This is a genomic window from Streptomyces dryopteridis (assembly GCF_049606955.1).
In the GTDB taxonomy this organism is placed as follows: domain Bacteria; phylum Actinomycetota; class Actinomycetes; order Streptomycetales; family Streptomycetaceae; genus Streptomyces.
Genome location: NZ_CP187113.1, coordinates 4,073,456 through 4,088,129, shown reverse-complemented (window position 1 = coordinate 4,088,129; position 14,674 = coordinate 4,073,456). Strand labels below are relative to the sequence as shown.

Here is a 14,674-nt window from a genome sequence, read left to right as displayed (position 1 = left end):
CTCCGCTGTCCACGTCCGCCACCACTCACCACACCCGCGCCCACGTTCACATCCACGTTCACGTCCACGCCGCTCACCGCTCCCGTTGCAGCCGGGACAGCGCGGCGATCAGCTCCGCCTGCGGCTCCGGCGCCACGTCGAGTTCGTCCAACGGCGCCAGCCGTCGGTCCCGTTCGGCCCGCAACACCCGCTCCAGGTGCTCGGCCATCAGCTCCGTGCCCTTGTCCCGCAGGCGCAGGGCCGCCTGCGCGCCCATCCGATCGGCGAGCTTCTCCCCGGCGAGCCGGGCCCGCCGTCCGCCCAGCAACCGGGCCACGAGCAGCGCCGCGATCGCGTCCGGGCACGGGGCGGGCTGCCGGTCCAGGCCGGCGACCTCCTCCTCCGCGAGCTCCTCCAACACCCGGCGCCACCGGCGCACCGCCAACCCGATCCGCTCCCCGGCCTCGTGGTCGGGGGCCGGGGCGGGCACGGCGGCGGCGGCCGGCTCCCGGCGCCAGGCGTCGGCGATCCGCTCGTCGGCGGCGGCCACGGCGCACTGCACGAGCGCGGTCAGCGACTCGGCGAGGGCGTCGAGCAACTCGTCGGCGGTGGTGTCCAGGGGGTAGCCGCGGTAGCGGGTGAGGGCGTCGCCGGCGAGGACGGCGCCCTGGTCGAGGCGGGTGCGCACGCGCTTGCCCTCCGTGCGGAACGCGTTCTCCACCGCCGCCGTCAGCCGCACCGACGCGGCGTGCTGCGCCGCCACGGCGGAGGCCAGCTCCGGCATCCGGCGGCGCAGCGAGTCCAGGGCCCCGCCGGCGGTCCGGGCCACCGCGTACTGGCGGGCGGCCGGATCGGTGACGTGATGGGCCAGCCACTCCTGGAGCGGCGCGACGGCGGAGGCCGGCAGCAACCCGCCGCCGCCCGCCGACTCGGGCAGCTCGGGCACGGTGAACCGGGGCACCTCCCCCAGGCCGGCGCGGGTGAGCAGCGCGCCGTACTGCCGCGAGACCTCGGCGAGGACCTGGTGCGGCACCCGGTCGAGGACCGTCACGAGGGTGGCCTTGTAGTCGCGGGCGGTCCGCAGGATGTGCCAGGGCACGGCGTCGGCGTACCGCGAGGCGGTCGTCACCATGATCCACACGTCGGCCGCGCACATCAGCTCGGCGGCCAGGGTGCGGTTCTCGACGACGAGGGAGTCGATGTCGGGGGCGTCGAGGAGGGCGAGGCCGCGCGGCAGGGCGGCGACGGTCTCCACGCGCAACTCGCGCGGCCCCGGCCGGGGGGTGCCGTCGAGCCCGGCGTCGGACTCCTCCACGCGCGGCGCGGGCCGCCCGGGGCCGCCGAGGGGGATCAGCTCCTCGGACTCCTCCGGGTCCCGGATCCGCATCAGGTCGGGCAGGACGCGCAGCCCGGCGAACCAGTGGTGGTCGTCGGGGTGGCACACGAGCACGGGCACGCGGGTGGTCGGCCGGAGCACCCCGGCCTCGCTGACCCGGCGTCCGATGAGGGAGTTGAAGAGAGTGGACTTGCCCGCTCCGGTCGACCCGCCGATGACCGCGAGCAACGGCGCCTCGGGCGCCTTGAGCCGGGGCACGAGCCAGTCGTCGAGTTGGGCGAGCAGTTCGGCCCGGGTCTGTCGGGCGCGCGGGGCCCCGGGCAGCGGCAGCGGCAGCCGCACCGAGGCGACCCGGTCGCGCAGGGCGGTAAGGGCGTCGATGAGCTGAGGCCGTACATCCAAGGTCACCACATGCGCAGAATGCCCAATTTGTGACCTTTTTTGAAGCTTATACGCCCTGCACGCGCCGCACGCCACTCCGGAAATACGCCAATGGGACATCCACGATGGGCCGGACGAATGAGGCGAGGTCACGGCGGCGGCATAACGAGTGCACAACACGTCGGCCACGGCGGCGCAAAAGCGCTGCGGGAATCGCACCTGCCTGCGATTATCGGGACCGCTTCACCGAACCTCCACATCGTGGCACGCGGGGGAAGCAACCGGGACAAGGCGACCGGAGCCCTATCCTTGACCCGGCACGGACCGCACCACCCGCACCGCCCCACCCCGCCGAGGGGCTCCAGGCCGGCACCCCGGCCACCATCCGGCCCCCGTAGCTCAGTGGATAGAGCAGGCGCCTTCTAAGCGCTTGGCCGCAGGTTCGAGTCCTGCCGGGGGCGCACACCGAAAAGGACCCGCAAGGGTCCTTTTCCGCTGTTCAGGGGGGGTACGGGCAGAGCGAGCAAGCCCCCGCGCCCACCCCGCCTCCACCCCCGAGAAGCCCGCCCGGCACCGACAAAAACCGGCCCCCGGCGACCCACCGCGGTGAACACGCGGGGACCTCCACCACCCCGCCACGCCCCGTCGCGGCAGCGCGGGCAGGCCCCCCAAAGCCCCCATCGGCCGCTCCAGGCCCGAAAGCCGCCCCTCGACACACCCGACGTACGTCGCCGGCGGAACGGCAACGGCGCTCCCCGTCCGGTAGGCGACCCGCGCCGAAAAGATGCCGTCATTCAGCCACTCGGCGAACCCACCGCGCCCCACATCGCGGACCCTCCCCCCGGGGCGACGCACGCGTACACGCCCAGCACCCCCCACCACGCGCCACACCAAGCCCACCGGACAACAGCCCCGGCGAGCCCCCGCCCCGCCCCGTTCTCCGGGGAAACAGCCGGTCCCCGCCCCCGGCCCCTCGCCGGCTCGCGATGACCACCGGTGGCCCGGACACGACGCGGGTCACCCCTTGAGCTGCCGAACCCCGTGCGCCCGCCCCTCGCCGGTCCGGTTACTCGCGACCCGGCGTTCCACGGTATGAAACGCGAACCCGCACCACCGATCACCGACCCCCTCGGCGACCAACACCACATCCCCCACCCACACGGCCACAGCCTCCTCGGGCCGGGGGCGCGCAGGCACCGGCCACCCCGGGTCCCTCGCCATCCACCGGGGACGGATCAGAGCCGGGAACCACACGCAGGCGCGGGAAGCAGGCGCGTCACCGATGACGCGGCAGCCCCGAAAAGCCATCCCCGCCCGCGCGGGGAGCCGTGGGGCAGCGGCCTGGCGGAACAGAACCAAGCGGGTTCATCCCCGCGTGTGCGGGGAGCAGAGCGGTTCACCTGCGGGTTTGTAGGGGCGAGGGGGTGTTTTTGGGAAGGATTGCCGACTCCGGCGATACGGGCAGTCGAGGCTTCCCTCGCCTTCTTGGTGTGGGTGGGGTGCGGCTTTGCTGGGGGCCGCACCGGCATCGTCGCGGATTTTCGCCGGGATCGTGGTGAATACGTGGCGAAGGGGCGGCCCGGCCGGGTGGTGGGGTGGGCAAGGCGCTCTCCAAGCGCTTGGCCTCAGGTTCGAGTGCTGCCGGGGCGCTGTTCCAGAAGGCCCCTCAAGGGCTGTTTTCACTGGTCAGGTCGAGTGCGGGGAGGGCGGCCGCCCGCCCCGGGTCAATCAGCACCGTCGAAGTCCGGCCCCCGACGAATGGTCAGGCCGCGTACGTGCCGGAGCGCGGGCGGTCGGGTCGGGTGTGGTCCGTGCCGGCGGTATGCCGTCAGTGGCCACGCGCCGCGTTGCTTGTGTCGCGCGGCGCGGATCTGTTGGGTCGGCCGTCCTGGGTTTCGCCGTGTGGGACGACTGGAGGGGCTCGGCGGCGGGCAGCGTTCGGGTGCGGGTGGGAGGGAGGCCCGCGGCGGTTGTTCGGGGGGCGTGAGTTGCGGCCCGCACACCGACCCTGATTCATGTGCGCGCTTTCGCTTTTCGATCGGCGGGCCGACAGCGCACCACCCGCTCGCCCGTTCACGCACCATCACGTTTCACAGGGGTGTTCACGCTCTTCGGGAGGGGAAAATGACAGATCGTCGCCCGGATTGGAAGCCTGAACTTCTTCGGCGGCACCGCCAGGAGTTCGGGCTGAGCGTCGAAGAAGTCGCGGAGAGGCTTCGTGAGATCTCGGAGCGCCATTCCTTCGACATCGACTTGGATGTCCGAACCATATCGGGCCATGAACAAGGGCGGTTTCGACCGGGGCCCCATCATCGGCGGGCGTACTGCCTGCTGTATCGACGTGATGAAGGCCGATTGGGGTTCCGTGCGGTCCTTCCCGGGGAAGAGGTCGCCGGCGATTCGGGTCCCCGGGATCCGGACGGAGTCGTTCGGCGTGCGCTCGCCGTCGTGGAGGGCGGTTCCGGCGCTGTCGAGCCTCGGGCCTTGCAGGACACGGTGTTCGACGCCTGGAGGGGGCGTGGCGGCGGGGACGGGGGGCCGGTCGTGCTTCTGGTCGGTGGGTACGCCGGTTCGGGGAAGTCCGAGTTCGCGAGGTTCCTCGGGGGGCTCACGGGGTGGCCGGTGCTGGACAAGGACTCCCTCACCCGCCCCTTGGTCGACCGGCTCCTCGTCGCCCTCGGCGGCGAGGCCCACGACCGGGCCTCCGAGCTGTACCGGGAAAAGGTCCGCCCGCTCGAATACCGCTGTCTGCTGGACGCGGCGTGGGACAATCTCGGCGGCGGTACGTCGACCATTCTCGACGCGCCGTTCATCGCCGAGTTCGCACGGGCGGACTGGATGCGACGGTTTCAGGACCACTGTCGCTCCCGACGGGTTTCCGCGGCTTTCGTCTGGGTCGCGTGCGATCCCGATTCCATGCGCGAGCACATCGAATTCCGGGGCGCCGCGCGGGACACCGGGAAGACGGAATCCTGGGACGAATACGCGAAGGGCCTGGACCCGCGATTCCGCCCCCGGGGCCCCCACTTCGTGGTGGACAACAGGCTCGGCGCGGCCATCGCCCGCGTTGACGCGGCCCGCGAGGTTCTCGGCGGAGGTGGCCGGTGACGGGCGTGCACGTTCGCGTGCCACCCACCGCTCCCGGAGCACGCACCGAACGGCATCCCGAGCGTCGGCCCGCGTCGGTACCGGTCACGGGCCTGCCGCGCCCGTGCCGCGTGCGAGGGCCCGGGGTCCGGCACACCGCCGACGTGGTCGCCGTCCGCCGCGCCCGTGCCGCGTGTGAGGGCCCGGGGGCGTGGGGCCGTCAGGTGGTGTAGGACGCGTTGAGTTTCACGTAGTTCTCGGTCAGGTCGCAGCCGTAGACGGTGAACGTGCCGTTCGCGATGCCCAGGTCGCAGTGGATGAGGACCTCCTCGCCGTTCAGGTGGCGGGCGGCCTCGGCCAGGAGTTCGTCGCCGGGTTCTCCCGGGTGCATGAGGAGGTCGCCGAAGCGGATCCGCACCCGGGGGGGTTCGATGTCCGTTTCCTCGTCGAGTTTGCCGATGGCCATGGCGACGCGGCCCCAGTTCGGGTCCGCGCCGTGCACGGCGGCCTTGACCAGGGGGGAGTTGACGACGCTCTTGCCGACCCGTTTGGCCTGGGCGTCGTCGCGGGCGCCGGTGACGGCGACCTCGATCAGCTTGGACGCGCCTTCGCCGTCGGAGGCGATGGAGCGGACGAGGTGGAGGGCGCACGCGTGGAGCGCGCGCTCGAACTCGTCGAGGTCGACGGGGCCGGCGAGCCCGTTGGCGAAGATCGCGGCGGTGTCGCTGGTGGAGGTGTCCGTGTCGATGCTCAGCGCGTTGAAGGTCCGGTCCGTCACGCGCCGGAAGAGGGCGTCGAGCCGGTCGGCGGGGATGTCGGCGTCGGTGAAGAAGAAGGTGAGCAGGGTGGCCATGTTCGGCTCGATCATGCCGACGCCCTTGGCGATGCCGGTGAGGACGGCGTTCCCGCAGGTGACGGTGTGGTGCTTGGCGCGGGTGTCCGTGGTCATGATCGCGGCCGCGGCGGCGGGGAAGTCGGCCTCGGGGAAGGGGCGGGGCAGTCGGTCCAGGCCGGCCCGGATGCTCTCCATCGGGTAGGGACGGCCGATGACGCCGGTGGAGCCGATCACGAGTTCCGCGGGTTCCACGCCGGCGATCTCGGCGACCTTGGCCCGCACCTCCTCGGCGTGGGCGGCCCCGGCCGCGCCGGTGGCGACGTTGGCGTTCCGGGAGAGGACGACCATGCCCCGGGCCCGGCCGGCCGGGGCGTCGGCGCGGCTGAGCACGACGCTGGGGCCCGCGAAGCGCGACTTGGTGAAGACGGCCGCGGAACGGGCCGGCACCTCCGAGACCACGGCCGCGAAGTCGTCGCCCACGTCCTTGAGGCCCATGTTCACCGTCACACCGCGAAAGCCCCGGGGCACTGGCGTGCTCATGTCCGTCGTCCCTTCCAGAGGAGTGCGAGCCGCCGCGAGCAGATGCCGCAGGACTGCATGAATATGCGGTATAGCGTACACATCAAAAGTGGAGGGGTGTGCGTTTTCGGGAGTGGGGGACCTCCAAGAGGCCGTACCAGCGGCGGGTTTCCTGTTGTTCTCGCTTCGCGCGCGCGGTCCGCCCGGGCCGGGTGGACGCATAAGAATGCGGGTGGTGTCCGCTTCGGAGGGCTGGGGCCGTCGGGGTGTGCGAGGGGGCGTGCCGGCCGGATCCCTCGGTCGGCCGGCCGGGGAGCGCCGGGCCCGGGCGGGCGGCGGGCAAAGGATGCCGGGTGGGGGTGTGCGTTGTCCGTCGGGGGTGTCAGCATCGAGGAATGGACGAGCAGCGGTTCTGGGATGTGATCGAGGAGGCACGGGCGCGAGCCGGTGCTCCGGCGGCGGCCGTGAGCGCCGATGTCGCGGTCATCGCACGCGAGGCGCGGGGCGTGCTGTCCGAGTTCGGCGAGAGCGATCTGATACAGGCTCAACAACGTTTGTGGGACCTGTTGGCCCGGTCGTACCGGACGCCGTTGTGGGGGGCCGCGTACCTCGTGAACGGGGGTTGTTCCGACGACGGGTTCGAGTACTTCCGGGGGTGGCTGATCGCGCAGGGGCGGGCGATGTTCGAGCGGGTCGTGGCGCACCCGGACGCGCTCGCGCAGTTGACCGGGGTGCGGGAGGCACTGGCGGACCTCGGGGAGTTGGAGGGGGAGGAGATGTTGGGGGTGGCCTGGGACGCGTTCCGGCTGGCGACCGGGCGCGAGCTGCCGGTGGGGGTGTTCACCGTGGAGTACCCGGACCTGGCGCCGGGCTGGGACTTCGAGGACGAGGAGGAGACGGGGCGGCGGCTGCCGGGGCTGCGGGAGCTGTGCCGTTCGGAGTGAGCGGCCGGCCTTTCGGTGGACCTGGGGATGACCCGGGTCAGACTTTCGGCTGACCCCCCGATTCGTCCCGTGGTCGGACGATACGGGCGCCCCGCTCGACCAGACTGAGGGGTATGAAGCGTCCCCTCGTCATCGCCGCCGCCGCCGTCGGAGCCGTCGCCACGGTCGGGTTCGCCCTGCCCAACCTGCCGCCGAACGCGCTGACCGACACGATCAACGAGCGGCTGTTCCACGAGAAGGACCGTTCCTTCACCACCGCGCTCAGTGCCCGCGCCGACGAACGGGGCACGCACGACCCCGCCGCCGGCCTGCCGTCGTGGATCCCCTCCGACGCCAAGCACGTCCGCGTCAAGACCCGTGACGGCGGCCCGGCCCGGCTGATCCGGTTCACCCTGACCCGGACCCCCCTGGAGACCCCCTCCTGCCCCGGCCCGACCCCGCCGGCCGCCCCGCCCACCCTGGACGCCAAGTGGTGGCCGGGCGACCTCACCGCCGAGGCCCGCACCGACTGCCGGGACGCCGTCCGCTACCACGTCGTCGTGCGCGGCAAGCGGGTCTACGCCTGGACCGACGGGGAGCCGTCCCCGGGCGCCGGGATGCGCGCCGTCGCCGTCTCCCAGCGCTGAGCCCGGCCGCTGCCCCAGGGGGGAGCGCGCCCCGCTCCGCCCCGACCCTCCCGGAACCCGCCCCGGGCCACGCCCTCGAACCGACCCGGGAACGAGCTCCGGAACGGCCCCGGAACGCGCCCTGCCGGGCCCCCGCGCGGTCGATTAGGCTCGGGCCGTGATCTCGCCCGCAGCAGTCGAACCCCTCGGCCCCGCGCCCCTGTCGCCCCGCGCCCTGCCCGCCGACGGGGCACCCGAGTTCTGGGTCCTGGACGCCGCCCGGGCCGAGGAGATCGGCGGCCTGCCCGCCGCCGACGGCCCGGCGCTGCTCTTCGACGCCGAGGAACGCGCGCGCGCCGCGCGGTTCGTGCACGAGGGCGACCGGATCCGCTACCGCGCCTCGCACGTGGGCCTGCGCGTGCTCCTGGGCGCCTACCTCGACCTGCCGCCGGCCCACGTCGTGTTCGACCGGGCCCCGTGCCCCTCGTGCGCCCTCCCGCACGGCCGTCCCGTGCTCGGCGCGGCGCACGCGAAGGCCGGCGCCCACCCGCTGCACTTCTCCCTCTCCCACAGCGGCGACCTGGCCCTGTTCGGGTTCGCGTCGGCGCCGATCGGCGTGGACGTGGAACGGCACCCGAGCCCGGGGTCCGCCGCCGACGTGGCCGGCCAGCTCCACCCCCGCGAGCGCGCCGAACTGGCCGTCCTGAGCACGCCGGCCGGGCACACGGAGGCCGTCGCCCGCTGCTGGGCCCGCAAGGAGGCATACCTCAAGGGCGTCGGGGTGGGCGTCGCGTTGGGCACGGAGGAGCCGTACGTGGGCGCCGGGCCCGCCCCGAGCGCGCCCGCCGGATGGCTGCTGCGGGACCTGCCGACCGAACCCGGCCACGCCGCCGCCTACGCCCTCGCGCTCACCCCGTCCGGCGCGTCCGGCGCGGCCCACACGTCCGGCGTGCCCCGGGCCTGAGCCGTCGCCCACGCCGCGAACCGCGCGCGGGGCGGCGGGCCCTGCGGCCACGTGGCGCGCAGCACGTCGTACAGGGCGGCCGTCGCCGGTTCGCGCGACCGGGCCCGGAGCAGGATCGGCGGCTCCCCCGGGCCCTCGGCGGCGAGGCCGACGCTCCACAGGAACAGCGCGTTCGCGAGCCGCGCCGCGAACGGGACCGCGCCCTCGTCCGGGCCGGCGAGCCGCGCGTCCGGGCCACCGGCCCCGGGCCCACCGGCCCCGAGCTCGCCGCCCCCGGGCCCGCCCGCGCCGAGGTGCCCGACCGTGTCCGCCCACGGGTCCACGGCGAGCCACCGCACGGCGCCCACACCCGTGAACCGGGCCGCCGCCGTGCACATCGCGCAGGGCTCCTGCGTGCTCCACAACGTGAGCTCCCCCAGGGGCAGGTCGGCGGGGGCGAGGGCGAGGGCGTTGATCTCGGCGTGCGCCAGGCGCGTGTTCCACAGCGGGCCGCCGGTGCGCGCGCCGGGCGCGGGTGAGCCCTCCGTCCGGTCTCCCGTCCGGTCTCCCGTCCGGTCTCCCGGGCCCGTCTCGTACGCGCGGTTGCGGCCGCGGGTGCGCACGCGCCCCTCCGCGTCGACGAGGGCCGCGCCGACCGCGAGCCCACCGGCCCGCAGTGCCCCGTACGCCTCCGCCAGGACCACCCGCACCGGAGCCGGGACGAGAAGACCGGTTCCTTCCTCGCGCATCGGACCATCGTCACACGGGCCCGCGCGCCCTATGGTGGCGGGCATGGAGATCCGTCCCGCCCGCACCGTCGAGGAACTGCGGGCAGCCGAGGGGCTGTTCGACGGCCCGTCCCGACCCGACGCGGCCCGCCGCTTCCTGGCGGCGCCGGGCCACCTGATGCTGATCGCCTACCTCGACGGCGAACCCGTCGGCATGGTGTCCGGGGTGGAGATGACCCATCCCGACAAGGGCACCGAGATGTGCCTGTACGAGCTCTCGGTGGCCCGGGAACACCGCCGGCGGGGCATCGGGCGCGCCCTCGTGCGCGATCTGGCGGAGGAGGCCCGCGCCCGGGGCTGCTACGGAATGTGGGTCGGGGTGGACACGGACAACGACGCCGGGCTCGCCACGTACGAGTCCTCGGGGGCGCACGACGAGGGCGTGTTCACGATGCGCGGCTGGACCTTCTGACCGCGCGCCTACCCCCCTGAGGTCCGGCGCCTGAGGTCCGGCGCCGGCGGGGCCCGACTTCTTCGGGCGCGGCCCTCCCGCGCCGGGGATCGCCCCGTCGGCGGCCGACACGCCCGTCCGCACGGCGTGTCACGCGGCCGGTCGGCGTACTCTCCGCGCGCGGCCCGGCGGCCGGTCCGAGCATCGCGGCATGACCCCACGCACTGTCGGGGCGGCCCCCGCGCACCGCCCCTCCCCCCGCCTCGCCCCCGTCCTCCTCCTCGCGTCCTGCCTGGCGCTCGCCGGGCAGGCGCCGGCCGCCGCCGATCCCGCGCCCGACGCCGTCGAGGGGTGGGTGGTGGTCCTGGGCGAGTCCACGACCCGGGCCGGCGGCCGGGCCCTGTCGCGGGCCGCCGCCGACGCGGGCGACGAGGTCGGGGCGGTGTACGAACGGGCGTTGAACGGTTTCGCCGTCCGCACCACCGCCCGCCGTGCCGCCGAACTCGCCGCCGACCCCCGGGTGGCCCGGGTGGTCCCGGACACCACCTTCCACATCGACGCGCCGAGCACGCCCGGCGCGCCCGTGACACCCGGCCCCCTCGACGCGCCCGGCGCACGCCTCGCGCCCACCGTGCAGAGCGGTGCGCCCTGGGGCCTGGACCGGCTCGACCAGCGCGCGCTGCCGCTCGACGGCCGGTACGCGGCCCCGGGTTCGGGCGCCGGCGTCACCGCGTACGTCCTGGACACGGGCATCGACACCGGGCACGCCGAGTTCGGCGGCCGGGCCCGGGCCGGGTTCAACGCGGTGCGCGGGCAGGGCCCGGCCGACTGCAACGGGCACGGCACGCATGTCGCCGGCACCATCGGCGGGCGGGTGTCCGGGGTGGCCAAGGGGGTCTCGCTGGTGGGCGTGAAGGTCGCCGACTGCGAGGGTTCGGGCACGCTGTCGGCGATGCTGAAGGGCATCGACTGGATGCTCGCCGACGCGGCGACCCCGGCCGGCGGACGGGCCGCGATCCGGCCGGTGGTCGCCAACATGAGCATGGGCGGCCCGCGCAATCCGACACTGGACGCGGCGGTGTCGCGGGCGATCGCGGCGGGGGTGGTGTTCGCGGTGTCGGCGGGCAACGACGGGCGCGACGCGTGCGGGGCCTCGCCGGCGAGGGTGCCGGCCGCGTTGACGGTCGGGGCCGTCGACTCCTCGGACCGGATGCCGCGCTTCTCCAACCACGGCCGGTGTGTGGACGTGTTGGCGCCGGGCGTGAACGTGGTGTCGGCGTGGATCGGGGCCGGGGACCGCACCCGGGCGATGACCGGGACCTCGATGGCCTCGCCGCACGCGGCGGGGGTCGCGGCGGTGTGGCGGGCGGCGTACCCGGAGGCGTCGCCGGCGCAGATCACGGCGGCGGTGGTACGGGGCGCGGTCGCGGACGCGGCGACGGGGGTGCGCTCCGGCACCCCGAACCGCCTGCTGCACCTCACGAGCGGCGGCACCCACCACACGAGCGGGACCCCGGAGACGAAGCCGGGACCGGCCGCGAAGAACACGGCGGCGGGGAAAGACGCCTCTCCGGGGCCCACCGCACCGAAGAACAAGCCCCGGGACGCGACGCCGAAGGGCACGGCGGCCGGGGGCGAGACCGGGGAGGCGGCGCCGAAGGGGACGGTGGCGGAAGGCACGACGCCGGACGGGGCCGAGAGCGCGCCTGCGGAGAGCACGACAGCCGGAACCGAGGCCCGGGACGCGACACCAGAGGCCACGACGGCCGAGGCCGAGGCCCAGGGCGCGACGCCGGGGCACACGGCGCCGGACGAGGCCGAGGGCGCCACTGCGGAGAGCAGGGCGACCGAGGGCGAGCCCCGGGACGCGACACCGAAGGGCACGACGCCCGGCGGCGCGGTCCGGGAAGCGGCATCGGAGGGCACGGCGGCCGAGGGCGAGGCCCAAGGCGCGGAGCCGCAGGGCACTGCGCATGACGGGGCCGGGGGCGTGGCGACGGAGCGCATCGCGCCGGACGAGGCCGGGGGTGCGGCGACGGAGGACATCGCGTCGGACGGGGGCAGGGGCGCGGCTGCCGGCAGCGCGGGCCCGGACTCGGCTCGTGATTCGGCCGGTACGGCGATTCCGCGCGGGGCGCCTGGTCGGCCCGCGTCGGTCGGCGTGTTCCCCGGCGGGCCGTTCGCGGGCCCGCTGTTCCCTGGCGGATTGTTCCCGGGCGGCCTGCGCCCCGTACTCCCGCCCGCCCCGCCCCTGCGCTGAGCGGCCCACACCCGGGGGGCGGCACGCACCCGTCCCCGGCCGCGCCCGCGCTCCGAGTGGCCGTCGGCGGGGGGCCGTGGGTTCGTTCCGCGCGGGATGCCCGGTCGGCCCGCGCCGGTCGGAGCGTTCCCCGGCAGATTGTTCACGGGCAGCCTGCGCCCCATGCTCCCGCCCACCACGCCCCTGCGCTGAGCGGCCCACACCAGAGAGGCGACTCGGAGCCCGTCCCCGGCCGCGCCCGCGCTCCGAGTCGCCCTCGGCGGGGGGCCGTGGGGTCGTTCCGCGCGGGATGCCCGGTCGGCCCGCGCCGGTCGGCACGTTCCCCGGCGGATTGTTCACGGGCAGCCTGCGCCCCATGCTCCCCGCCCACCACGCCCCTGCGCTGAGCGGCCCACACCAGGCGGCGGCACGCACCCGTCCCCGGCCGCGCTCCGAGTGGCCCTCGACGGGGGCCGTGGGTTCGTTCCGCGCGGGGTGCCCGGTCGGCCCGCGTGGGTCGGCGCGTTCCCCGACGGGCCGTTCGCGGGCCCGCTGTTCCCCGGCGGCCTGCGCTCCGTGCTCCCGCCCACCGCGCCCCTGCGCTGAGCGGCCCACACCAGGGGAGGGCGCCCCGCCCCCGCCCCCGGCCGCGCCCGCGCCCGCGCGCTGAGTGGCCCTCGGCGGGGCCGTGGCTTCGTCCCGCGCGGGGTGCCCGGTCGGCCTGCGTCGGTCGGTGCATCCCTCGGCGGGCCGTTCGCGGGCCCGGTGTTCCCCGGCGGATTGTTCCCCGGCGGCCTGCGCCCCGTGCTCCCGCCCGCCCCGCGCTTGCGCTGAGCGGCCCACACCAGGCGGCGGCACGCGCCCGCCCCCGGCCGCGCCCGCGCTCCGAGTGGCCCTCGGCGGGGGTCGTGAGTCTGTTCCGCGCGGTCGCGGTGCCGGGCTTCTGGGGCGGATCTCCGGGACGGGAGCGGATGGCTACGCGCATCCCCCTTCCTCAATGAGGGCTCGGGGCCCACCCTTGTTGCCGCGCTCGGCGTCCGGCCGAGTCGCGTCGCGGCCGACCCCGCATGCCCGAACGACCCGACCCACCGCGCCCGGCACCGCCCGGCACGTGAAGCGCGACGCACCACGGCACGCCCCCGCACGCGCACGACCCATCGCCACACCACACGCGTACGCACACCCGCACCGCACGAGCCCGCCGCACCACCGCACCGCACGACCGCCCAGCGCCGCACGCGCGTCACCGCACCGCCCCGCACGACCGCACGCGCGCCACCGCCCCGCACGCACACCGCACCGCGCGCCACCGCACCCGCACCCGCACCCGCACCCGCACGAGCGCACGCGCCACCGCACCCCGCACACCGCACCACCCGCACGGACCGACCGACCCGACCCCCGGGGTCGTGCGGCGGCCTTTGGGCGTCGCAGTGCCCCACGCCCCGTCTGGAGAGCCGTCCCATGCCGACCGGAACCACCCCCGCCGCCGGGCCGCGCGCCCTCCCGCTCGTCCTCCTCCTGCCGCTGCTCGTCGGTGTGCTGCTCGGGTCCGGGTTCGTGGCGGCCCCCGCCGCCCGCGCCGCCGACAACGGCACCTGGGGCGTCTTCCCCACCCCGCGCTCCGGCGCCTCCTCCCCCGACCGCGCCTACTACTTCCACCAGGGCGCGGCGGGCGCCTCGGTCTCCGACAGCGTGACGATCGTCAACTCCTCGAATGCCCCGCTCACCTTCACCGTGTTCGCGACGGACGCCGTGAACACCCCTGCGGGCGGGGCCTTCGCCCTGTTGCCGGTGGAGAACAGGCCGACGGGGGTGGGCTCGTGGGTGTCGTTGCCGGCCGAGGCGAAGTCGCCGATCACCGTGCCGCCCAAGGGCCGCAAGGACCTGCCGTTCACGGTGAGGGTGCCCGCGGACGCGCTGCCGGGGGATCACATCGGCGGGATCGTGGCCCTGAACACGGCGGTGGAGGGGGTGCGGCAGGGGGCCGGGCTCAGTGTCGGGGTGCGGCGTTCGGTGGGTGCCCGGTTGTACTTCCGGGTGCCGGGGCCGTTGACGCCGGGGGTGAGCGTGGAGGACGTGACGGTGCGGCGGTCGGCGCCGACCGTGCCGTGGTCCTCGGGCGCCCGGGCCGTCGTGACGTACACGCTGGTCAACCGGGGCAATGTGGTGGTGAACCCGAACGTGGCGTTCCGCGCGGAGGGCCTGTTCGGGCGGACGGTGTGGGAGCGGCCGGCGGCCCGGTTGAAGGACCTGTCGTTGCTGCCGGGTCAGCGGGTGACGCGCACGGAGGTCTGGGCGGACGCCCCGCAGGCCGACCGGGCGGAGCTGACGGTGACGGCGACGGGCGGGGCCGAGCACCCGGACCTGAGCTCGGACGGGAAGGTGTCGTTCTTCGCCGTGCCCTGGCTGTTGGTGAGCGTCCTCGCGGTCCTGGCGGGCGGCGGGCTCACGTGGTGGGCGCTGCGGCGGCGTCGGGCGCGCCGGGCGCAGGGTCCGACGGCGGGCCCGGACGGGGGCGGCGGCGCGCCGACCGCCGACCGCTCCCCGAACCTGACGCCCACCGGCGGCTGACCCGCCCCGAGACGCGGCCCCGGGGCGCGGACCCGGGACACGGCCCCGGACCC

The 14,674-nt window shown here is 75.4% G+C and carries 10 protein-coding genes and 1 tRNA gene; 8 read left to right on the top strand and 3 right to left on the bottom strand.

Features of this window, described 5'->3' with window-relative positions; translation table 11 throughout:
• Positions 1 to 73: 73 nt before the first annotated feature.
• A complete protein-coding gene (locus ACN20G_RS17495) occupies positions 74 to 1,717 on the bottom strand; it encodes a dynamin family protein (protein ID WP_424213724.1) in 1,644 nt (547 codons plus the stop codon).
• 367 nt (positions 1,718 to 2,084) lie between these two features.
• Between ACN20G_RS17495 and ACN20G_RS17490 the strand changes: the two genes are divergently transcribed.
• A tRNA-Arg gene (locus ACN20G_RS17490) sits at positions 2,085 to 2,157 on the top strand.
• Between the two features lie 1,663 nt (positions 2,158 to 3,820).
• Entirely contained in the window at positions 3,821 to 4,804 is a 984-nt protein-coding gene (locus tag ACN20G_RS17485; protein ID WP_424213723.1) for an AAA family ATPase, read from the top strand.
• Between the two features lie 199 nt (positions 4,805 to 5,003).
• On the opposite strand, the gene argJ is transcribed toward ACN20G_RS17485, so the two are convergent.
• Positions 5,004 to 6,158 carry a bifunctional glutamate N-acetyltransferase/amino-acid acetyltransferase ArgJ gene (argJ, locus tag ACN20G_RS17480; protein WP_424213722.1) on the bottom strand — a complete coding sequence of 385 codons (1,155 nt, stop codon included), beginning with the start codon at positions 6,156 to 6,158 and terminating at the stop codon, positions 5,004 to 5,006.
• Between the two features lie 374 nt (positions 6,159 to 6,532).
• On the opposite strand from argJ, the gene ACN20G_RS17475 reads away from it, so the two are divergent.
• The 3 genes from ACN20G_RS17475 (at position 6,533) to ACN20G_RS17465 (ending at position 8,650) form a co-directional block, all read left to right on the top strand.
• Positions 6,533 to 7,081, top strand: coding sequence for a DUF4240 domain-containing protein (locus tag ACN20G_RS17475; RefSeq protein WP_424213721.1), 549 nt, complete (start codon positions 6,533 to 6,535; stop codon positions 7,079 to 7,081).
• A gap of 113 nt (positions 7,082 to 7,194) precedes the next feature.
• On the top strand, positions 7,195 to 7,707 hold the full coding sequence (locus ACN20G_RS17470; protein ID WP_424213720.1) for a hypothetical protein: 513 nt from the start codon (positions 7,195 to 7,197) through the stop codon (positions 7,705 to 7,707).
• 157 nt (positions 7,708 to 7,864) lie between these two features.
• Complete coding sequence (locus ACN20G_RS17465; RefSeq protein ID WP_424213719.1) at positions 7,865 to 8,650, top strand: 4'-phosphopantetheinyl transferase family protein; 786 nt, start codon at positions 7,865 to 7,867, stop codon at positions 8,648 to 8,650.
• On the opposite strand, the gene ACN20G_RS17460 is transcribed toward ACN20G_RS17465, so the two are convergent.
• Positions 8,581 to 9,378, bottom strand: a complete 798-nt coding sequence (locus tag ACN20G_RS17460) for a nucleoside deaminase (protein ID WP_424213718.1) — start codon at positions 9,376 to 9,378, stop codon at positions 8,581 to 8,583. The genes ACN20G_RS17465 and ACN20G_RS17460 overlap by 70 nt on opposite strands.
• A 43-nt stretch (positions 9,379 to 9,421) precedes the next feature.
• On the opposite strand from ACN20G_RS17460, the gene ACN20G_RS17455 reads away from it, so the two are divergent.
• The 3 genes from ACN20G_RS17455 to ACN20G_RS17445 all read left to right on the top strand — a co-directional run bounded on the left by ACN20G_RS17455 (position 9,422) and on the right by ACN20G_RS17445 (position 14,621).
• The gene (locus tag ACN20G_RS17455) at positions 9,422 to 9,829 is read left to right on the top strand and encodes a GNAT family N-acetyltransferase (protein ID WP_424213717.1); all 408 of its coding nucleotides are present in this window, start codon (positions 9,422 to 9,424) and stop codon (positions 9,827 to 9,829) included.
• Positions 9,830 to 10,019: 190 nt separating this feature from the next.
• Positions 10,020 to 12,068 (top strand): S8 family serine peptidase, encoded by a 2,049-nt coding sequence (locus ACN20G_RS17450; RefSeq protein WP_424213716.1) that lies wholly within the window; start codon positions 10,020 to 10,022, stop codon positions 12,066 to 12,068.
• Positions 12,069 to 13,511: 1,443 nt separating this feature from the next.
• A complete protein-coding gene (locus ACN20G_RS17445; RefSeq protein ID WP_424213715.1) occupies positions 13,512 to 14,621 on the top strand; it encodes a WxL protein peptidoglycan domain-containing protein in 1,110 nt (369 codons plus the stop codon).
• Positions 14,622 to 14,674: the final 53 nt, after the last annotated feature.